Genomic DNA, 19261 nt, shown 5'->3' on the forward strand with positions numbered 1-19261 from the left:
CGGGGTCGTCAGCCCCGGGCGCGGAGGTACGCCTCCAGCTCGGCAGCACCGGTCAGGAGGGCACGGCCGCGGGACGACAGGCGCTCGCTCCAGGTCAGCAGTGCCGCCTCCAGGGGTTCCGGACCGCCGGCCGAGCGGACCTGGGCGAGGAGGGGGGCGATCTGGTCCAGCAGGTAACCGCCGCGCCGTAGTTGGTGGGTGAGGCGGGCGTCCCGCACGGCCGCCCCGTCGTAGACGCGGTAGCCGGTCAGCGGGTCGCGGCGCGGGTTGACGAGCCCGGCCCTCTCCCACGCGCGCAGGGTCGCGGGCCTGATCCCCAGCAGGTCCGCGAGCGGCCCGATGAACGATGCGCCGGACGGCGCGGGCGACGCCGGCCCCGGGGCCAGGTCCCGCAGTGCCTGCTCCACGGCGCGCAGGGTCCGCCGGTCGTCGAGGAGTTGCGCGTGGCTCTCGTCGATGAGGCGGAACGCCTCGTCGACGGCGCCCTCGTTCACGGCTCGCATGATCGACGTCGCCGTCCGGTGGCCGTGGCCGGGCACCAGGGCGAGGAAGGCGTCCAGGGCCCGCGCGTGCAGGGGGGTGTAGGTGCGGTAGCCGTGGGCGGTCCGCTCGGCGACCGGCAGGATCCCGGCCTCCTCGTAGTTCCTGACGGCCTGTGCGGAAAGACCGTGCCCGCGTGCCAGGTCGACCGGCCTCAGCCGTCCACTGCTTTGAGGGTTTCGTGCCACGGCGCCGACGATATCGCGGGAAAGTTTCAACCGCTGCTTCAACGATAGCGTTGAAGGCATGGCTACTGGCATCAAGGACACCGTCCACGCCGTCGAGGCCGCCGCCGTCCTGGGGCTGCTCGCGGGCCGGCCGCGGGTGCTCGCCCTGGGCGAGCCCACGCATGGCGAGGACGCTCTGCTCGACGTGCGCAACGAACTCTTCCGGCAGCTCGTCGAGGAGGAGGGCTACCGGACGATCGCGGTCGAGAGCGACTGCATGGCGGCACTCACCGTCGACGCGTACGTCACCTCCGGCGCCGGCAGCCTCGACGAGGTCATGGAAGGGGGGTTCGGCCACGGCTTCGGCGGAGCGCCGGCCAACCGTGAACTCGTACGGTGGATGCGCGCGTTCAACGAGGGCCGGCCCGCCCCCGAACGACTGCGCTTCGCCGGCATCGACGGCCCGCTGGAGATGACCGGTGCGGCGAGCCCCCGGCAGGCCCTCACCGCGCTCCACGCCTATCTCGCCCCCCACGTGGACGCCGACCTGCTGCCCTGCACCGCACCCGCGCTCGACCGCCTGCTCGGCGCCGACGAACGGTGGACCGAACCGGCCGCCATGACCGACCCGGCCCGGTCGGCGGGCCGCAGCGCCGAGGCCCGTGAGCTGCGGCTGCTCGCCGACGACCTCGTGGCACTGCTCGACGCACGCACCCCGCACCTGATCACGGCGACCTCGCGGGAGGCGTGGGAGCGGGCCCGGCTGTACGGGCGCACGGCGACGGGCCTGCTGCGCTACCACTTCTGGACGGCCGACACCTCGCCCGGCCGCATGGCGCGACTGGTCGGCCAGCGCGGCCTGATGATGGCCCACAACCTCCTCGCCCTCGCCGACCGCGGCCCCACCTTGGTCCACGCCCACAACAGCCACCTCCAACGGGACGTGAGCTCGATGCGGATGGGCGGCGTGCGGCTGGAGTGGTGGAGCGCCGGTGCACTCGCGAGCGCGCACCTGGGCGAGGAGTACGCCTTCTTCGCGACTGCGCTCGGCACGATCCGGCACCGGGGGGTGGACACCCCCGTGCCGGGCACCCTGGAGGGGGTGCTGTACGCGCTCGTGGACGACCTCTGCGTGGTCGACTCCCGCGCGCTCGGGGCGGCTGTCGCGGGCACGCTCACCGCTCCCCGCGCGTCGGCCTGGTTCGGCTATTCCCCGTTCGACCCGGCCCACTTGGCGGCGACGGACGGGCTCGTGTTCATCAAAGACGTCCCGCAGCGTGGGGCCACGTCCACCTGACGGGGCCGCTGACGCTCTGCTTCCGGCCGACTCTTCACTGTGACACCGTTCATACGCCACCCGCCGACCAGAAGAAATTACTGTCGAGTAGGCTCGACGCCGCAGATCTTCTCGTTCGGGCGCCTGCAGCCGGTCCGAACGGGAAGATCATCCAACTTGTTCTACCGCAAACTTGTCCGCCGATGTCCGGATACCGGCCACGGTCTTCGCGAGCGCTGGTACCTCTTCGCTCATGAACAAGATCACCCGCCGTCAGGCACTGGGGACGACCGCCGGTGCACTCACCGTCCTCGGCCTGACCGCTGCAGCAACGGGCGTCGCCACGAGCGCCGCCGCGACCCCCGCCGCGCCCACACCCCCGGGCACGGTCGACGAGGTCTACCAGGGCCGCCGCATCCAGATCACCGTGGGCGGCGGAGGCCACCACGGGGGCCACCACGGCCCCGACCAACCCACCGTCCGAATAGACGGCAGAGAACTCCACATCATGCGCAACGCCGACGGCAGCTGGATCAGCGTCATCAACCACTACGAGACCTTCGCCGAGCCCAAGCTGCTCGCCCGTGCCGCCGTCCGCGACCTCCAGGGCGCGCCCCTCGTCCCCTTCGGAGGTGCGGCATGACCGTCCGCAAGAACCAGGCCTCGCTGACCCCCGACGAGAAGCGCGCCTTCACCTCGGCGCTGCTGGAGCTCAAGCGCAACGGCAGCTACGACCGCTTCGTCACCACCCACAACGGCTTCATCATGAGCGACACCGACTCGGGCGACCGCGTCGGTCACCGCTCTCCCTCCTTCCTGCCGTGGCACCGGCGCTTCCTGCTGGAATTCGAGGCGGCGCTGCAGACGGTGGACGCGAGTGTCGCGCTCCCGTACTGGGACTGGACCGCCGACCGCACCACCCGGTCCTCCCTCTGGGCCCCCGACTTCCTCGGCGGCACCGGGCGGGCCCGTGACGGGCAGGTCATGGACGGCCCGTTCGCCTACTCGGCGGGCCGGTGGAACGTGGACGTGCGCGTGGACGGGCGTCCCTACCTGCGCCGGGCTCTCGGCGCGGGCGTGGCCCAGCTGCCGACCCGGGCCGAGGTGGACTCCGTCCTCGCCATGCCGGTCTACGACATGGCTCCGTGGAACAGTTCCTCCAACGGCTTCCGCAACCACCTGGAGGGCTGGCGCGGCGTCAACCTGCACAACCGGGTGCACGTGTGGGTCGGCGGGCAGATGTCCACCGGGGTCTCCCCCAACGACCCGGTGTTCTGGATGCACCACGCCTTCATCGACAAGCTGTGGGCCGACTGGCAGGCCAAGCACCCGCAGTCCACGTACCTGCCGGGCGCGGGCACGTCGAACGTGGTGGACCTGAACGACACCATGCGGCCGTGGAACGACGTGACCCCGGCGGACATGCTCGACCACCGGAAGTTCTACACCTTCGACACCGAACCGGCCGCCGCCAGCCAGCGGTAGTGCAGTTCGGGGCGGCCGACCTGGCCGTACCGGGGCGTCCGGTCCGCGCGGCCGGTGTCCACCAGGTGCTCCAGGTAGCGGCGGGCGGTGATCCGCGAGATCCCGGCCGCCTCGGCCGCCCCCGCCGCGGTCAGCCCCTCGGGCGCGGCCCGCAGCAGGGCGGCGACCCGGTCCAGGGTCGGCGCGCTCAACCCCTTGGGCAGCTCGGCCGGGCGGGGCGCGCGCAGGGCCGCCATCGCCCGGTCGACGTCGTCCTGGCCGGCCGCTTCGCCCGCCGTCGCGCGGAACTCGGCGTACCGCAGCAGCCGTTCGCGCAGGGTGGGGAACGCGAAGGGCTTCAGGACGTACTGGACCACACCCAGGGAGACGCTCTCGCGGACCACGGCCAGGTCCCGGGCGGACGTCACCACGATCACGTCGACGGGATGCCCGGCGGCCCGCAGTCCGCGTGCGAAGCGCAGGCCGTGCCCGTCGGGCAGGCCCAGGTCCAGCAGCAGCAGGTCGACCCGGGTGCGTTCCAGCACCCGGGTGGCCTCGGCGAGCGAGTGGACGGCCCCGACCGCGGTGAAACCGGGCACCCGGCCGACGTAGAGCGCGTGCGCGTCGGCGGCCACCTGGTCGTCCTCGACCACCAGCACGCGGACCTCGCCGCCGCTCACCGCGCGCCTCCCGCGGCGGCGTCCCGATCAGCTGCGGGCTCGGGAGCCGTGGGCAGCCGTACGGTGAACTCCGCGCCGCCGCCCGGCCCCTGCGAGGCGACCACAGCGCCGCCGTAGCGCTGGGCGACCTGGCGGACGAGTGCGAGACCGAGGCCGCGGCCCTCCCCCTTGCCGGACCAGCCCCGGCGGAAGACGTCCACCCCCTCGGGCAGTCCGGGTCCGTTGTCCGCGACCCGCAGCAGCAGCTCCTCGCGCTCGGGCCGCAGGGTGACCGCGATCCGGGCCCCCGGTACGGCCGTCACCGCGTCGACGGCGTTGTCGATGAGGTTGCCGAGCACCGTGACGAGGTCCCGGGCCGGCGGCAGTCCGCCGAGGTCGGCGAGGCTGCGGCTGTCGGCGGTGACCACGAGTTCGACGCCCCGCTCGTGCGCCTGGGCCGCCTTGCCCAGCAGCAGCGCGACCAGGACCGGCTCCCCGACGGCGGTGACCACCTCGTCGGTGAGGGCCTGGGCCAGTTCCAGCTCGGCGGTGGCGAACTCCACCGCCTCCTGTGCGCGGCCGAGCTCGATCAGGGAGACCACGGTGTGCAGCCGGTTGGCCGCCTCGTGGGCCTGCGAGCGCAGGGCCTGTGTGAAACCCCGCTCGTGGTCCAGCTCGCCGGTGAGCGCCTGCAGTTCGGTGTGGTCGCGCAGGGTGACCACGGTGCCGCGGCGGCCGCCGCCGGCGACGGGCGAGCTGTTGACCACCAGGACGCGGTCCGCCGTGAGGTGCACCTCGTCCACCCGGGGGCGGTCGGCCAGCAGGACGCCCGTGAGGGGCGCGGGCAGGCCGAGATCGGCCGCACCGGTGCCGGTGACGTCCCCCGGCAGGCCCAGCAGCTCGCGTCCGGCGTCGTTGATCAGGGTGATCCGGCGCTGCCCGTCGAGCATGAGGAGCCCCTCGCGCACACCGTGCAGGGCCGCCTGGTGGTAGTCGTACATCCGGCTGAGCTCGGCCGCGTTCATGCCATGAGTGTGGCGGCGCAGCCTCGCGTTGACGACGTACGTGCCGGCGCCGCCCAGGGCGAGCGCGCCTCCCGCGACCCACACGAGGGCGGTGAGCTGCGCGCCGAGCCGGTCGCTGATGGCGCGGACGGTGATGCCCGCGCTCACCAGGCCGACGATCCGGCCGTCGTCCTCCAGCGGGGTGACCACGCGGATCGAGGGGCCGAGGGTGCCGGTGTAGGTCTCGCTGAAGGTCTCGCCGCGCAGGGCCCGGGCGGTGTTGCCCAGGTAGGGCTCACCGATCCGGCGGGGGTCGGGGTGGGTCCAGCGCCTGCCGTCCGGGGCCATGATCGTGACGAAGTCGACGCCGGAGTCCACGCGGACCTTCTGGGCGTAGGGCTGGAGCGCGGCCGACGGGTCGCTCCCGGCCGCCGCTCCCCGTACCGCTTCCCGTACGGAGGGCGAGTCCGCGACGGCCCGGGCCACGGCCCCGGCCTGGCGCCTGGCGGCTTCCTCGGCCTGGCCCCGGGCGGTGGCGTAGGCGAAGACGGCGCAGCCCGCGACGACCACGGCGACGAGCAGTACCTGCATGGCGAAGAGCTGGCCGGCGAGGCTGCGCGGCGGACGAGGCAAGCGGAACATGGCGCTCAGTGTGCACCGGGTCGTGAACTCAATGAACGCAAGGGTGACCGGGGTCACAGCCCTGGGTGATGGTCTCCCCGGACGACTTCACCACCAGGAGGCATCGTGGCCGCCCAGCGCGACAGAACGCACTATCTCTACATCGCGGTGATCGCCGCGGTGCTGCTCGGCATCGTGGTCGGATTCGCCGCACCCGGCGTCGCCGTCGAGCTCAAACCGCTCGGCACGGGCTTCGTGAACCTCATCAAGATGATGATCTCGCCCGTGATCTTCTGCACGATCGTGCTGGGCATCGGTTCCGTGCGCAAGGCCGCCAAGGTCGGCGCCGTGGGCGGGCTGGCCCTCGGCTACTTCATGGTCATGTCCACGGTGGCGCTGGCCATCGGCCTGCTGGTCGGCAACCTCCTGGAGCCGGGCAGCGGGCTGCAGCTGACCGAGGCGGCGCGCAGCGCGGGCGAGGCGCAGGCCAAGGCGGGCGGTGCGGAGAGCACCCCGGAGTTCCTGCTGGGGATCATCCCGACCACGCTGGTCTCCGCCTTCACCGGCGGGGAGGTGCTCCAGACGCTGCTGGTGGCGCTGCTGTGCGGGTTCGCGCTCCAGGCCATGGGCGCGGCCGGCGAGCCGGTCCTGCGGGGGATCGGGCACGTGCAGAAGCTCGTGTTCCGGGTGCTGGCGATGATCATGTGGGCGGCTCCCGTAGGCGCCTTCGGGGCGATCGCGGCGGTGGTCGGGGCGACCGGCATCGACGCGCTGAAGTCCCTCGCCGTCATCATGATCGGTTTCTACACGACCTGTCTGCTGTTCGTGTTCGTGGTGCTCGGCACGCTGCTGCGCGTGTGCACGGGGGTCAGCGTCTTCGCCCTGCTGCGCTATCTGGGCCGGGAGTTCCTGCTGATCCTGTCGACCTCCTCGTCGGAGTCGGCGCTGCCGCGGCTGATCGCGAAGATGGAGCACCTGGGGGTGTCGCGGCCGGTCACCGGCATCACGGTGCCCACGGGCTATTCCTTCAATCTGGACGGGACCGCCATCTACCTGACGATGTCCTCGCTGTTCGTCGCCGAGGCCATGGGGACGCCGCTGGCCCTGGGTGAGCAGATCTCCCTCCTGCTGTTCATGATCATCGCTTCCAAGGGTGCGGCCGGGGTGACCGGTGCGGGCCTGGCGACCCTCGCGGGCGGCCTGCAGTCGCACCGGCCGGAACTGGTCGACGGCGTCGGCCTGATCGTCGGCATCGACCGGTTCATGAGCGAGGCGCGGGCCCTGACGAACTTCGCGGGCAACGCGGTCGCCACCGTACTCATCGGAACGTGGACGAAGGAGTTCGACCGCGACCGGGCCTCGGAAGTCCTCGCGGGGCGGCTGCCGTTCGACGAGAAGACCCTCGTCGACGACGGACACGCGACGCAGCCGGCCTCCGCACCGGAGACGGCCGCCGCGGACGCGGCCTCCGCGCCGGTCCCGGCGCACCACCCCAAGGACGGCGTGCCGGTCTGACCTCGGGACTCCTCGGCCGGTCCGCTCCGCACGCGGCGGGCCGGCCGGGCAGGGCTCGCCCCCACGGTGCCCAGCCCGGCCGGCCCGCCGCATTCTCCCCACTTGCACCCATAGTCGGTATTCGGCCACCGATAAACGAACCCCCGGGCTGTAAAAGGTACTTCCGCAACCAGCCGCGTGCATGACATCTTGCGTCCACCACTTGTTTCGTACGACCCGGCCTGACCACCGGGTCTTCGGAGGACGCATTGATACCCCACATATCCAGCCGACCTCGGCGTACCCTCGTGCTGGCCGCCACGCTCGGCGCGGCCCTCGCCTTCGGGGCTCCCGCCGCGCTCGCCGGCACCGCCCCCGTGTCTCCCTCCGGCTCGGCCGTCCCCGCCCCCGCGGCGGCGGCTCCCAGGGCCGCGGCCCCCGCTTCCCAGAGTGCGACCTGGGCTGCCGGCACCCGCGCCTACCTCGTGATCACCGCCCCCGGTGACACCACGGCGGTCCGCAACGCGGTCACCGCCAACGGGGGAACGGTCTTCCAGTACTACGACGCCATCGGCGTCATCACCGCCCACTCCGCGTCCGCCTCCTTCGCCACCACCATGCGCGGCGTGAGCGGGGTCCAGCAGGTCGGCGCCACCCGCACCTCGGACGTGCCGGCGGACGCCTACAACCCGGCGCTTCCCGCCAACCCGGCGCAGTCCACGACCCCTTCGGGCGAGCCGGTCCGCGCCGACATGACGCAGATCAAGGCCGACCAGGCCTGGGCCGTCACCACGGGCTCCGCCTCCGTCAAGGTCGGCATCCTGGACACCGGTGTGGACGACCAGCACCAGGACCTGGCACCGAACTTCAACGCCGCGGACTCCGCGTCCTGCGCGTACGGCAAGCCGGACACCCGTGCGGGCGCCTGGCGCGACGTCGGCACCCACGGCACGCACGTGGCCGGTACGGTCGCCGCCGCCAAGAACGGCAAGGGCGTCATCGGCGTCGCCCCGGGCGTGAAGATCTCCTCGGTGCGCATCGCCGAGCCGGGCTCCTCGCTCTTCTTCGCCGAGAACACCGTCTGCGGCTTCATGTGGGCCGGCGACCACGGCTTCAAGGTCACCAACAACAGCTACTACACGGACCCGTGGCAGTTCAACTGCCCGGACAACGCCGACCAGGCCGCGATCATCGAGGGCGTCAAGCGCGCCCAGGAGTACGCCGAGGGCAAGGGCTCGCTGCAGGTCGCCGCGGCCGGCAACTCCAACATCGACCTGGCCAACAAGACGACCGACACCGAGAGCCCGAACGACTCGACGCCGGTCACGCGCACCATCACCAACGCCTGCCTCGACATCCCGACCGAGCTGCCGGGCGTCGTCACGGTCTCGGCGATGGGCACCACCGCGAAGGCCTCCTACTCCAACTACGGTCTGAACGTCGTCGACGTCACGGCCCCCGGCGGAGACGCCACCGGCATCTACAGCACCCTGCCGGGCGGCAAGTACGGCTCCATGAGCGGTACCTCGATGGCCTCGCCGCACGTCGCCGGTGTGGCGGCGCTGCTGGCCAGCACCAACCCGGGCATCACCCCGGCGCAGCTGCGCGACAAGCTGGCCACCCAGGCCAACGACGTCGCCTGCCCGTCGGACAGCCGCTGCAAGGGCACCACGGCGAAGAACGGCTTCTTCGGCGAGGGCCAGGTCGACGCCCTCAAGGCGGTCGGCAGCACCCCGCCGCCCGGCAAGTACTTCGAGAACACCGCGGACTTCGCCATCGGTGACAACACCACCGTGGAGAGCCCCATCACCGTCAGCGGCGTGACCGGCAACGCCCCGGCCACCCTCAAGGTCGGTGTGAACATCGTGCACACCTACATCGGTGACCTCAAGGTCGACCTGATCGCCCCGGACGGCACCGTCTACACGGTCCACAACCGCTCGGGCGGCAGCACCGACAACATCAACCAGGTCTACACGGTCAACGCCTCCTCCGAGGTCGCGGCCGGCACCTGGAAGCTGCGGGTCAACGACAACGCCGGCGGCGACACCGGCAGGATCGACTCCTGGAACGTGACCTTCTAAGGAAACGCACCGGGGCGATCAGCGACGGAGGGCTCAGCGGCGCAGGACGTCGGCGAGCCAGTCGAAGACGACGTCGCAGTGCTGTTGCGGGGCCATCGGGGAGCAGTGCAGCTGCGCCCCGGTGGCCTTCGTCAGTTTCACGTACTCGCGGCGGGTGCGCAGCAGGTCGTACATCTGCCGCGGCTGGCCGGGGTAGAACTGCTCGAAGTCGTAGTCCAGTACGAGCGTCGGGGCCTTGATCCGCCCGACGACCCCGGTGATGTCGAGGCCCATCGCGACCTGGGCCGGTGTCCAGAGGTCGGTGAGGACCTTGCCCTGGCGCGCCTGGCGCAGCGCCTGCCGGTCGAAGATCTCGAAGCGCTTCTTGACGTTGAAGGCCTCCTGCGGGGTCAGCGCCGGAACGACCTCCTCGTTCCAGACCCGGTTGGTCTCCTCCTTGTCGGGCGTGACGAGGTCGCGCAGCTCCTTGTCGAAGCCCAGCCAGGGGCTGAGACAACCGGGCATCGCCACGCAGGCGGCGAGCCGGTGCTCGAAGGCCGCGGCGCGCGGGGCGAGGTTGCCGCCCATGCTGAGGCCGGTGAGGGCGATGCGTCCGCCGTCCACGTCCTCGCGGCGGAGCAGCCAGTCGACGAGCGGGCGGACCACCGTCTCCCAGCGGGTGGTGAAGGGGATCTCCTCCACGAACAGCAACTGCCCCTGGCCGGGGCCGTCGTAGACGAGGGCGTTCCAGCCGCGGTCGAGGGCCGCGGACACGCCGTAGGTCCACATGTCGACGTTCTGCCCGTCACTGCCGTTGGTGAGGATGACGGTGGGGCGGCGCTCGGCGGGGCCGTCCGGGCGGAAGAACCACACCGGGAGGCTGGTCGTGCCCCACGGGACCCGGGCGGTGACGGCGGCAGGCGTGCACAGGCGGGCGAAGGTGTCCCAGGCCCCGCGTCCCGCCCGGTAGACGGCCTCCTCGTCACCGGGCCGGTCGGTGCCCAGTACGTAGAACAGCGCCTGGGCGTAGTACTGGGCCGCGCGCAGCGAGCGGAAGCGGCGGGTCTGTGACGGTGCCCCGCCGCCGTCCCGGCCGGCGGCCGGGGGTGCGGCGAGCCGGTCGCCCCAGGAGCGGAAGGTGTCGGTCCAGGTCTGCTCGGACAGACCCGCCGCGTTGATGGCGTTGACCGCGGTCAGCACCTCGCCGACCTCGGAGGCGCGCATGCCGGCGGCCCCGAGCGCGAGCAGGCCCGCGAAGTTGAAGCCGGGGTCGGCGAAGAGCTCCATCGCTCCCGGCGCCGGTTCGGAGGCCGTCGCGGACGGCGTGGGCACCGCCGCCGCGGTGCTGGCGGTGCTTGCGACGGCGAGCGCGCCGGCTCCCGCGGCGAGCCCGGCCAGGGCGGCGCGGCGGGTGAGGGAAGCGGGCTGGTGCGGTGTGCTTGCGGTCATGGAGGGGACGCTACGACGAGCCCCCGCACGCGGTTGTGTGCCGCGCCCGCCCCTGCTCCGAACGGGCTGCCCGTACGGGCGGATTCAGGCGGTCCGCCGGGTGCGCAGGACGCAGTCGCCGCACAAGCCCCCGCCGGGGACGCGGTAGTACAGGCAGCAGCTGCGCCGCACGAAGGCCACGCCGAGCCCCTCCTCGTGGAGGAAGGTGCCCGTGCCGGCGAGCGCGCCGTCGTCGGCGAGCAGGGCGCGCGCCAGGGCGACGGCCGCGCCACCGGGGACCCGGTCGATCAGCACCCGCAGCGCGCCGACCAGGCCCGACGCCGCGTTCCCCCGCAGGACCGTCGGGGAGACCCCGTACCGCTCCCGCAAGGCCGTCTCCAGCAGGGCCAGGTTCTCCAGGACCGACGCGCCGAGGCCCTCGGCCGGCCGGGCGGCGGGCTCGGGCAGCCAGAGCTGGAGCGACCCCTCGTCGGGCAGCCGCCACCACACCCGGTCGGCGGCCAGGTCCGGCACCCGCCCGGCCAGCGCCGCGCACCCCAGGCCGATCGACCAGAGCCGGGAGGCGATCCCGAACTGGGCGGTCGAGGCGGCCACTCTGCCGGGTCCGGTGCCGATCCGGCGGCCCACCTCTGCCACATACGGCGCGAGGCCCTCGCCGTACAGCGCGGAGAGCGGCCGGAAGCCGGGCCCGGGCGGCTCCTGCCCCGAGGGCACGGCGAAGAAGGGTCCCACGGCGGCCAGTCGCCGCAGTACGTCGTCCATACCCGGAATGATCTCAGTCCCGCGGTCGGGGGCCCGGCGCGGGTCAGAGGCCGGCGAGGAAGTCCAGCAGGGCCCGGTTGAAGGCTTCGGGGCGCTCGGCCCGGCCGCGCTGTGCGGCGGCCACGCCCTCGGGGTCGGTCGCGCACAGCATGGCCATGACCCGGGCGGCGGCCCCGGGCATGCCGGTGACGTCGTAGGGCGCCGGCATCTTGTCGATCACCTCTTCGGCGCAGGGCCTCATGCCTTCCGCGATCAGCCGTTCGGCGGTCTCCCGGCGCAGTTTCGCCCCGGCTTCCGTCCCGGGCGCCGGGGAGGTGTCGGAGAGCACCGGGGCCCTTACCAGACCCGGGTGGCGCAGCCGTAACTCCATGGCGATCCGACCGCCCATGGACACACCACCGACGACCACCTGTTCGATGCCCGGTCCGGCGAGGAGGGAGGCGAGATCGTCCGCGAGGCCGGCGAGCGGCGCCGTGCCCGGCAGAACCGGGCTGTCTCCGTATCCCCGCAGGTCAGGGGTGATCACGCGGTATCCGGCGGCCGTGAGGGCGGCCGTCTGGGGGGCCCACATCGTGCGGTGGAAGGGATGTCTGTGGATCAGGATTACGGGCGCTCCGGGGCGGGGACCCAAGTCGTCGAAAACCAGCGTCACACCATTGCCAAATTGGGGCTTCATGGAAGGACTTCAAGGGGCTACATTGAGCCACTCGCGTTCATCCGACAGCCGATTGCCTTTCACTCGTGTTTTGCACGGGGGGCGACGTCATGGACGCAGACTGTGCAACCACCCCACCGCCCAGAAGGACCGAAGGCTCCGTGCCCGTACCCGTACACCTCGCGGGCCGCACCGTGCGGCTCGAGCCCCTCGCCCCCCACCACACCGAGGCTCTGGCCGTGGCCGGGGCCGAGGATCGTACGACTTACGCCTTCACCCCCGTACCCCATGGGGTGCAGGCGTCACACGAGTACATCGACCGCGCCCTCTCCGATCAGGCCGCCGGTCGATCGCTCCCGTTCGCCATCGTCAGAGCCACTGACGGGCGCGTGGTCGGTTCGACCCGGTTCCTGGAACTCGACTACTGGCAGGGGCCGCTGGTGTGGCCCGCCGTGCCGGGCGTCCCGTTCGGCGATCCGGCGACGGCGATCCCCGATGCCGCCGAGATCGGCAATACCTGGCTGTCCCCGACGGCCCAGGGCACCGGTATCAACACCGAGGCGAAGCTGCTCATGCTCCGCCACGCCTTCGAGACCTGGGGCGTCCGGCGCATCTCGCTGCGCGCCGACGCGCGCAACGGCCGGTCACGGGCCGCGATGGAACGTCTCGGCTTCACCTGCGAAGGGGTCCGCCGGGCCCATTCGCGGGGGCTGGACGGCGCCGTCCGCAGCACCGCCTTCTACTCGATCCTCGACGAGGAGTGGCCGGCCGTACGGTCGATCATCGAGCTGAGGCTGTCGGCGGGGGCCCAGCGCAAGCGCCGCCGCAAGACCCTGATCCCGGCCTAGGAACCGGAAGAACGGAAAAACGGTCCTGCCCCCGCCCGTGTCCCGGCCCCCTCATCCGAGGAAGGCCGGGGCCAGGGCCGAGTCCATCAGCCGGGCGGGGGCGCCGCTCCCGTCGGCCGGTACGGCGTACAGGTCGGCGCCGAAGTCTCCGGGCAGGGAGTAGACGACCGTGCCGCGGTCCGTCCACACCACCTGGTCGTCGACGCTGCGCTCCTCGGCGAGCGGGGTCTCGGCGCCCGAGGCCAGGTCCAGGACGTGCAGCCGCCAGGGCGCCTCGGCCGGCAGGCCCGCCACCCGCTTCTTGAACACCAGCCGGGTCCCGTCGGGCGACAGCGACGGGCACTCGGCGTTCTCGCGCACGGTGGTCACCGTGCGCCCGGCCAGGTCACCGCGGACCAGGTGGGTCCGGCCGCCCGTGCCCAGGGTCGCGTAGAAGGTCCGCTCGTCGGCGGCGAAGGTGACGCCCCAGAAGTTCACGTCCGCGCTGCGGTACGTCTTCCCGTCCTTGAGGATCGTGAAGTCCTCCAGGGAGGCGTCGTACCTGCCCGTGCGCAGGTCGAGCACCGAGGTCCGCGTCGAGAAGCCCGTCCCGGCGTAGGAGTCCCCGCCGACGAAGACGGTCCAGGCGGCCAGGTGCCCGCCGGGTGACACCCGGGCCCGGGTGGGGATCCCCGCGAGCGGGCGGGTGTCGACCTCCTTCAGGCGGGCGTCGAGGACGACGGCGCGGTAGCCGTCCTGGAGCCCGGTCCCGTCGGCCCGGAGGCAGATCCCGGTGCCGCCGGCCGCGTGGAAGCGCAGGCAGCTCACCCCGGACACGCTGCGCTCCCGCCCGGGCGCGTCCGCCGGGACGGTGGCGAGCTCGTCCCGGTGGGGGCCCCAGGCCATGTTCCGGAAGACGATCCGCCGGCCGCCGGTGTCCGGGGCGAGCGAGACCTCCCCCGGAGCGGTCCGGGGGCCGTCCGCGCGGGCCCGGTCCTTGGCGCCGGCCGCGGAGGAGGCCCGCAGGACGGCGGTCAGCCCGACCGCCGTGAGCACGGCGAGGGCGGCGGCGAGGATCAGGATCCGGCGCTGCAGGGTCATCGGCTGACTCCGGGCGGGGTGGGCGTTCCGGGGGCGGGGCGGGGGCACCCTACCCAGGAGGACGTACGGGTACCAGGCACGGGCGACCACTGGTCGGGGAACTCCCGGTGCCCGGCGACCGCCGGGCAATGCGCTGGCCTAGGGAACCCCAAGAGAAGGGAAAGTGCGGAACCCTGGCGTACTTTCGTTCATCTTCCGAACGGAAGAACCGAGACGTCGGACCACCCGCCCCCCTGGGGCAGCACCAGCCGGAGAGCCACCGCACATGTCGTACGCACCCGAGGGGCAGCAGCACCAGCCGTACGGGCCGGGAGGGCAGGGCCCGCGGCCGCCCTACGGCGACCAGTACGGCCGTCCTCACGCGCAGCCGCACGGACAGCCCCCGCACGGCGAGCCGTACGGGGAGCAGTACGCGGAGCCGTACGCCCGGCAGGACCAGTACGGCGGTCCGTACGGGCAGCAGCCGCAGGGACAGTGGGAGCAGGAGCAGCCCGAGCCCCCGCGGCGGCGGGGCCGGCGCTGGCTGATCGCCGGCGTCTCGGTGCTCGCGCTCGCGGGCATAGCCGCCGGCGTCATGGCCTACTACGAGATACCCCCCTTCACCGACAAGGGCTCCGCGGTGTCCTTCGGGCAGCAGCCGGGCGGTGGCAAGGGCTCCGGCCAGGGCGGCGCGGGAGCGCAGCAGCCGGCGAACTCCAAGATGCTGATGCCGACCGGACCGGCCGCCGACTTCAAGAACTCGATGACGCTGGCCGACGGCACGCACGTGGCCGTGACCACCCTGGACGGCAAGAAGTCCGGCTTCAAGGGCAAGGTCTGGGTGTGGGCCCCCAAGGAGTACAACGACCCGAAGTTCGCCAAGAGCGGCTTCCCGGTCATGATCGCCCTGCCGGGCGGCGCCGGCTACCCCAGCAACTACTGGATGGGCACCGACCTCGGCCTCCAGACCAGCATCAGCAAGTGGTACGCGGAGGGGAAGAGCAAGCCCTTCCTGCTGGCCATGCCGGTGCTCAACCCCGGCCCGGACGACAAGGGCGTCTATTGGGACGGCTCCGACATCCCCGGCCAGCCGAAGATGGGCACCTGGCTGACCGAGGACGTCCCGGACCTGATGAAGGCGAACTTCCGCACCGTGAAGTCCCGTGACGGCTGGGCGTTCATGGGCTCCTCCACCGGCGGCTTCGCGGGCATGAAGGCCGTGCTGAAGCACCCGGACAAGTTCAAGGCCGTGATCGCGTCCGGCCCGGACATCGTCCCGGACTCCTCCCTGTGGAAGGGACACGACAAGGAGAAGGCCGAGAACAACCCCGAGCTGCTGGCCAAGCAGCTGATCGACAGCAAGGGGCCGGACGTCTACCTCGCCTTCCAGGTCGGTGACAACGAGAGCAACAAGAAGACCCTGCCGGACGTGCAGAAGTTCATCGCCACCTTCGGCAACAAGGGGCCGGTGCACACCAGCCTGCGGGTGATCCCGGGCGGCCAGCACAACGCCAAGACCTACGTCCCGAACATGGGCGAGGGGCCGATCGAGTACATCAGCAAGGTCATGGAAGGGCCGGTCGAATAGCCACCGGCACCTCCGCACGATCGCGCTCCGGCCCGCCGAACACCTTCGGCGGGCCGTCGCCGTTCCAGGGTGCCCAGCCCGGGTCGCCCGTCGTCGCGAACCGCACCCATGCCGTGTGCATCTCGTCGGCGAGCGCCTGCGGGGCCTCGGTCCCGGCCAGCCACGCGGCCTCGGGCACGGACAGCGTGTCGAAGACGAAGCCCAGCTCCAGCGCGTGGCAGGCGCCGAGGCCCGCGACGCCCGAGCACCAGGCGAACTCGTACAGGTAGCTCGGCGCGGCCCGCCGGGCCCCCGCGAGCCTGCGCAGCGGATCGCGCAGCAGCCGGTCGGTGAGGAGCTGCCCGGCGAGCTCGGCCGGCCCGGCCCCGGGCAGCGCGGTGCGCAGCGCCCGTACGGCGGCCCGGTCCTTGCCGGCCCGGGCCCGCGCCATCGCCACGGCGAGCGGTCCCAGCCGGTCCAGCAGCCGCATGCCGCCGGTCGGGGCGAGCCACAGCCGGTACTCCTCGGTGGTCCATCCGAAGAGCAGCGGCACCTCGCCGGAGGCGGCGTCCGTCTCGGCGGTCAGGGCGTCGAGGGGGTCGACGGGGAGCGTGTCCGGGTCGACGACCAGGCCGAAGGCGGGCCCGCCGAGGAGGGGGCCCGACCGGCGCAGGACGGCGGCCTGCGCGGCCATCAGGTCCGGCAGGGAGGTCGCGGTGAAGGCAGCGGCGGTGGCCTCCACCTTCAGCAGCGAGGCCATCCGCCGGACCATGGCGCGCACCCGGGGGCGCGCCAGGGCCTCGGGGGCTCCGCTCTGCAGGACCGCCCGGTGGAAGAGGCCGGCCGCGCGCGGCGCGGCCAGGAGGGCGCCGATGCTGATGGCTCCGGCGGACTCGCCGAAGACGGTGACGCGGGCCGGGTCCCCGCCGAAGGCGGCGATGTTGTCGCGGACCCATGCGAGGGCGGCGATCTGGTCCAGCAGGCCCCGGTTGGCGGGCGCGTCGGGGAAGAGCCCGTACCCGAGGACGCCGAGGCGGAAGTTGAAGGACACCAGCACGACGCCGTCGCGGGCGAAGGCCGTGCCGTCATAGACGGGTACCGCCGCTGAGCCGCGGGTGTGCGCCCCGCCGTGGATCCACACCATGACGGGCAGCCCGGCCCCGGGGGTGGGGTCGGAGGTCCATACGTTCACGTTGAGGCAGTCGTCGCCGGGGATCTCCGGGTCGGTCAGCAGGGCGGCGAAGGTGGCCGGGTAGGGCACTTTCGGTGCGGTCGGTCCGAAGGCGGCGGCTTCGCGGACGCCGTCCCAGGCGGCCGGGGGCGCGGGGGGCGCGAAGCGGAGGGGGCCGACGGGCGGGGCCGCGTACGGGATGCCGCGGAAGACCGCGATGCCGTCGGTCCCGGTGCGGCCCTCGACCACGCCGGCCACGGTCCTAACCCGCGGCCGGCCGATGCCCTCGGTGACGCCCTCTGTGCTCATCCCGTCCTCCTGCAGCTGGTACCGGTCCCGCACGCTCGCACGCCCGTCCCACGGGTGACAAGGCGTGACCGGGCCGGGGACCGGCCCGGTTGGACGGGCATGCGAATCCTGCGTATCCACCACACTCTGCCCGTCCTCCTGCTGGCGGGCATCTCGTGCGTCACCGGTCCGGCCCGGGCCGCCGGGCCGGACTTCCAGTACGTGGGCCAGGACGACCGGGTCCACGGGCTCACCGCGCCACGGGGCTGCGTGGCGGCCGAGGGCGGCGGCGCCCGCGCGGTCACCAACGCCACCCGCGGCCCGGCCACCCTCTACCAGGGCCCCGGCTGCTCGGGCCGGGTCGTCGGGACGCTGCGGGCCGGGGAGGTGGCTCAGGTGCGGCCGTCCTTCGCGTCGGTCGGGTTTCCCGTCACCGGGTAGGACCAGGGGCCGTGACCCCACGGCCGTCCCCGCGTTGTATGCCATGTCAAATGCCACAGATTCTGTGGCGCCCCACATCTCACGAGGAGATCTTGATGTCGCGTATCGCGAAGGCATTCGCCATCACCGCTGTCACCGGTAGCGCCGTGGTCGCCGGTGCGGGTCTGGCTGTCGCCGATGCCGGAGCGCACGGTGCGGCGGTCGGCTCCCCCGGTGTCCTGTCGGGCAACCTGGTCCAGGTTCCGGTGCACGTCCCGGTCAACGTCTGCGGCAACACGGTCAACGTGATCGCCCTCCTGAACCCCGCGTTCGGCAACACCTGCGTCAACGCGTCGGGCGGCGGCGCCGAGCACCACACCGAGGGCGAGGGCTACGGCCACTGATCGCCTGCTCGACCGAAGGGCCCCCGCCGTGCGGCGGGGGCCCTTTCCCCTGCGTCCCGCGCTCCCGGACCGGTCCGGGGCCACCGGGTCATTCGTAGCGGTACAGGCCCTGGTGGCCGAGGGCTTCGCGCGGTGTGACGTTCCACGGCGGCATCGGCTCGTCGAGGGCGATGACCCGACCGCGCTGGAGGTCGCCGAGGGCGAGGGGCGCGGCCGGCAGGTACCCCGAGCGGGGGTGCCGCTGCTGCCAGCGGTCCCAGATCAGGTCCACGAACGCGTGGTGCAGCCAGAACGCCGGGTCGTTGGGCGCCGTACCGCCCGTCATGTGGCCGCCGATCCACTGGTGGACCTTGTTGTGGTTGCGCCAGCGCTCGCTCTTGGGGGCGGCCCAGCCCTCCAGCTTGTTGCGGAAGCCTCCGGCCGTGGCCGTGGAGTCCCAGGGCGAGACGTCGTAGACCGGGTCGTCGAGCGCCCATTGCAGTTCGGCCGGGGTCGGCAGGGCGATCGGATTCTGCGGCCTGCCCAGGTTGCGGGTGAGGAACGCGGACTCCGTGATGCCCACGGTGACCGTCCAGTTGCCCTTGTCGTAGGCGAACGGCCCGGTCATCACCTTGCGGTCGGCCGCGCGACCCGTGCCGCCCAGGAAGTCGTCCGCCCAGAGGGAGGACACCGGGCTGGTGTCGGTCGTCCAGTCCCAGTACGGGACGGAGACGTTCGGGTCGACCTGCCGCAACTGCTTCTCGAACTCCAGCAGGTAGAGCCGGTGCCACGGGAAGAAGGACGGGGACATGTGCCCGACGCGCAGCTTGCGGTCCCGGTCGGGCACGAAGTACTTGTCGTGGGTGCGCACCAGGGCGTCGTAGGCGCCGCTGCGCTTCAGCTCCAGTACCGCCGCGGTGAACCGCTTCTTCTGGGCGCTGGTGAGGTTCTTCTGGTTCTGCCGGACGTGCAAAGCGGGGTCCTCCCGTTCCCGTGGGTCTGTCAGCCGTGGTGCGGGGCCGCGAACGCCAGCTGGGTCGTGCCCAGTTCGTCGACCGCGGCCCGGGCCAGTTCCAGTGGGGTGGGATAGGACTGGAAGTGGTTGATGCCGCTCAGGTAGCTGCCGTCGGCGCGGCGCATGACGTGCAGGGGGCGGCCGTCGATGCGGACCCCGGCGACGTCCACGGCGATGTGCCGGCCCCGGTAGGTCTCCTCGGCGAGCGGCGCCGGGGTGAGGGTCTGGCGGGGCCGGCGGGCGCGCAGTACGGGGGCCAGCGCCGCGCCCGTGCCGGCGAGCACGGCCGCGGTGAACGCCGTGCGCAGGAGCGCGCGTCGGCTCAGTGGGGCGGCGGTTGCTGCGGACATGCGGTC

At 72.6% G+C, this 19261-nt stretch carries 19 protein-coding genes; 9 read left to right on the forward strand and 10 right to left on the reverse strand.

Features of this window, described 5'->3' with window-relative positions; all coding sequences use genetic code 11:
* Positions 1-8: 8 nt before the first annotated feature.
* Complete coding sequence (locus tag AC2RP6_RS04690) at positions 9-728, reverse strand: TioE family transcriptional regulator (protein ID WP_486444976.1); 720 nt, start codon at positions 726-728, stop codon at positions 9-11.
* A gap of 58 nt (positions 729-786) precedes the next feature.
* On the opposite strand from AC2RP6_RS04690, the gene AC2RP6_RS04695 reads away from it, so the two are divergent.
* From AC2RP6_RS04695 to melC2, 3 genes are all read left to right on the forward strand, one after another.
* A complete protein-coding gene (locus AC2RP6_RS04695) occupies positions 787-2004 on the forward strand; it encodes an erythromycin esterase family protein (protein WP_486444977.1) in 1218 nt (405 codons plus the stop codon).
* Between the two features lie 232 nt (positions 2005-2236).
* Positions 2237-2626, forward strand: a complete 390-nt coding sequence (gene melC1, locus AC2RP6_RS04700; protein ID WP_486444978.1) for an apotyrosinase chaperone MelC1 — start codon at positions 2237-2239, stop codon at positions 2624-2626.
* Entirely contained in the window at positions 2623-3468 is an 846-nt protein-coding gene (melC2, locus tag AC2RP6_RS04705; protein ID WP_486444979.1) for a tyrosinase MelC2, read from the forward strand. Before melC1 ends, melC2 begins: the two co-directional genes overlap by 4 nt.
* Here the strand turns inward: melC2 and AC2RP6_RS04710 are convergent.
* Positions 3426-4127 carry a response regulator gene (locus AC2RP6_RS04710; RefSeq protein WP_486444980.1) on the reverse strand — a complete coding sequence of 234 codons (702 nt, stop codon included), beginning with the start codon at positions 4125-4127 and terminating at the stop codon, positions 3426-3428. The two genes, melC2 and AC2RP6_RS04710, sit on opposite strands and share 43 nt — an antisense overlap.
* The gene (locus AC2RP6_RS04715) at positions 4124-5752 is read right to left on the reverse strand and encodes a sensor histidine kinase (RefSeq protein ID WP_486444981.1); all 1629 of its coding nucleotides are present in this window, start codon (positions 5750-5752) and stop codon (positions 4124-4126) included. Before AC2RP6_RS04715 ends, AC2RP6_RS04710 begins: the two co-directional genes overlap by 4 nt.
* 105 nt (positions 5753-5857) lie before the next feature.
* Between AC2RP6_RS04715 and AC2RP6_RS04720 the strand changes: the two genes are divergently transcribed.
* Together AC2RP6_RS04720 and AC2RP6_RS04725 are read left to right on the forward strand one after the other, a co-directional pair.
* Positions 5858-7246, forward strand: a complete 1389-nt coding sequence (locus AC2RP6_RS04720; protein ID WP_486444982.1) for a cation:dicarboxylate symporter family transporter — start codon at positions 5858-5860, stop codon at positions 7244-7246.
* A gap of 287 nt (positions 7247-7533) precedes the next feature.
* Positions 7534-9309, forward strand: coding sequence for a S8 family peptidase (locus AC2RP6_RS04725; RefSeq protein ID WP_486444983.1), 1776 nt, complete (start codon positions 7534-7536; stop codon positions 9307-9309).
* A 33-nt stretch (positions 9310-9342) separates the two neighbouring features.
* Here the strand turns inward: AC2RP6_RS04725 and AC2RP6_RS04730 are convergent, their stop codons facing one another.
* The 3 genes from AC2RP6_RS04730 to AC2RP6_RS04740 all read right to left on the reverse strand — a co-directional run bounded on the left by AC2RP6_RS04730 (position 9343) and on the right by AC2RP6_RS04740 (position 12175).
* Positions 9343-10737 (reverse strand): alpha/beta hydrolase family protein, encoded by a 1395-nt coding sequence (locus AC2RP6_RS04730; protein WP_486444984.1) that lies wholly within the window; start codon positions 10735-10737, stop codon positions 9343-9345.
* A gap of 84 nt (positions 10738-10821) precedes the next feature.
* Positions 10822-11499 carry a (2Fe-2S)-binding protein gene (locus AC2RP6_RS04735; protein ID WP_486444985.1) on the reverse strand — a complete coding sequence of 226 codons (678 nt, stop codon included), beginning with the start codon at positions 11497-11499 and terminating at the stop codon, positions 10822-10824.
* Between the two features lie 43 nt (positions 11500-11542).
* On the reverse strand, positions 11543-12175 hold the full coding sequence (locus AC2RP6_RS04740; protein ID WP_486444986.1) for an alpha/beta fold hydrolase: 633 nt from the start codon (positions 12173-12175) through the stop codon (positions 11543-11545).
* Between the two features lie 140 nt (positions 12176-12315).
* Here AC2RP6_RS04740 and AC2RP6_RS04745 point away from each other — a divergent pair, with 140 nt between their 5' ends.
* Complete coding sequence (locus tag AC2RP6_RS04745; RefSeq protein ID WP_364848726.1) at positions 12316-13002, forward strand: GNAT family N-acetyltransferase; 687 nt, start codon at positions 12316-12318, stop codon at positions 13000-13002.
* A gap of 51 nt (positions 13003-13053) precedes the next feature.
* Here the strand turns inward: AC2RP6_RS04745 and AC2RP6_RS04750 are convergent, their stop codons facing one another.
* A complete protein-coding gene (locus tag AC2RP6_RS04750) occupies positions 13054-14082 on the reverse strand; it encodes a TolB family protein (protein WP_486444987.1) in 1029 nt (342 codons plus the stop codon).
* A 265-nt stretch (positions 14083-14347) separates the two neighbouring features.
* Between AC2RP6_RS04750 and AC2RP6_RS04755 the strand changes: the two genes are divergently transcribed.
* Positions 14348-15649, forward strand: coding sequence for an alpha/beta hydrolase (locus tag AC2RP6_RS04755; RefSeq protein ID WP_486444988.1), 1302 nt, complete (start codon positions 14348-14350; stop codon positions 15647-15649).
* On the opposite strand, the gene AC2RP6_RS04760 is transcribed toward AC2RP6_RS04755, so the two are convergent.
* On the reverse strand, positions 15627-17108 hold the full coding sequence (locus AC2RP6_RS04760; RefSeq protein WP_486444989.1) for a carboxylesterase/lipase family protein: 1482 nt from the start codon (positions 17106-17108) through the stop codon (positions 15627-15629). The genes AC2RP6_RS04755 and AC2RP6_RS04760 overlap by 23 nt on opposite strands.
* Before the next feature lie 99 nt (positions 17109-17207).
* Between AC2RP6_RS04760 and AC2RP6_RS04765 the strand changes: the two genes are divergently transcribed.
* Together AC2RP6_RS04765 and AC2RP6_RS04770 are read left to right on the forward strand one after the other, a co-directional pair.
* Positions 17208-17528 (forward strand): hypothetical protein, encoded by a 321-nt coding sequence (locus tag AC2RP6_RS04765; protein WP_486444990.1) that lies wholly within the window; start codon positions 17208-17210, stop codon positions 17526-17528.
* Between the two features lie 95 nt (positions 17529-17623).
* Positions 17624-17911, forward strand: coding sequence for a chaplin (locus AC2RP6_RS04770; RefSeq protein ID WP_486444991.1), 288 nt, complete (start codon positions 17624-17626; stop codon positions 17909-17911).
* A gap of 88 nt (positions 17912-17999) precedes the next feature.
* Here the strand turns inward: AC2RP6_RS04770 and AC2RP6_RS04775 are convergent, their stop codons facing one another.
* Together AC2RP6_RS04775 and AC2RP6_RS04780 are read right to left on the reverse strand one after the other, a co-directional pair.
* Entirely contained in the window at positions 18000-18863 is an 864-nt protein-coding gene (locus AC2RP6_RS04775; protein WP_486444992.1) for a tyrosinase family protein, read from the reverse strand.
* A 29-nt stretch (positions 18864-18892) separates the two neighbouring features.
* Complete coding sequence (locus AC2RP6_RS04780) at positions 18893-19255, reverse strand: tyrosinase family oxidase copper chaperone (protein ID WP_486444993.1); 363 nt, start codon at positions 19253-19255, stop codon at positions 18893-18895.
* Between the last annotated feature and the right edge of the window lie 6 nt (positions 19256-19261).

The sequence above is a fragment of the Streptomyces sp. WAC03905 genome, assembly GCF_057371075.1.

Excerpts from the sequence above, each read along its gene's own strand:
- AC2RP6_RS04695 (WP_486444977.1), top strand. The coding sequence starts at position 787 with ATGGCTACTGGCATCAAGGACACCGTCCACGCCGTCGAGGCCGCCGCC.
- melC1 (WP_486444978.1), top strand. The coding sequence starts at position 2,237 with ATGAACAAGATCACCCGCCGTCAGGCACTGGGGACGACCGCCGGTGCA.
- melC2 (WP_486444979.1), top strand. The coding sequence starts at position 2,623 with ATGACCGTCCGCAAGAACCAGGCCTCGCTGACCCCCGACGAGAAGCGC.
- AC2RP6_RS04715 (WP_486444981.1), bottom strand. The coding sequence starts at position 5,752 with ATGTTCCGCTTGCCTCGTCCGCCGCGCAGCCTCGCCGGCCAGCTCTTC.
- AC2RP6_RS04730 (WP_486444984.1), bottom strand. The coding sequence starts at position 10,737 with ATGACCGCAAGCACACCGCACCAGCCCGCTTCCCTCACCCGCCGCGCC.
- AC2RP6_RS04735 (WP_486444985.1), bottom strand. The coding sequence starts at position 11,499 with ATGGACGACGTACTGCGGCGACTGGCCGCCGTGGGACCCTTCTTCGCC.
- AC2RP6_RS04740 (WP_486444986.1), bottom strand. The coding sequence starts at position 12,175 with ATGAAGCCCCAATTTGGCAATGGTGTGACGCTGGTTTTCGACGACTTG.
- AC2RP6_RS04750 (WP_486444987.1), bottom strand. The coding sequence starts at position 14,082 with ATGACCCTGCAGCGCCGGATCCTGATCCTCGCCGCCGCCCTCGCCGTG.
- AC2RP6_RS04755 (WP_486444988.1), top strand. The coding sequence starts at position 14,348 with ATGTCGTACGCACCCGAGGGGCAGCAGCACCAGCCGTACGGGCCGGGA.
- AC2RP6_RS04760 (WP_486444989.1), bottom strand. The coding sequence starts at position 17,108 with ATGAGCACAGAGGGCGTCACCGAGGGCATCGGCCGGCCGCGGGTTAGG.
- AC2RP6_RS04765 (WP_486444990.1), top strand. The coding sequence starts at position 17,208 with ATGCGAATCCTGCGTATCCACCACACTCTGCCCGTCCTCCTGCTGGCG.
- AC2RP6_RS04770 (WP_486444991.1), top strand. The coding sequence starts at position 17,624 with ATGTCGCGTATCGCGAAGGCATTCGCCATCACCGCTGTCACCGGTAGC.
- AC2RP6_RS04780 (WP_486444993.1), bottom strand. The coding sequence starts at position 19,255 with ATGTCCGCAGCAACCGCCGCCCCACTGAGCCGACGCGCGCTCCTGCGC.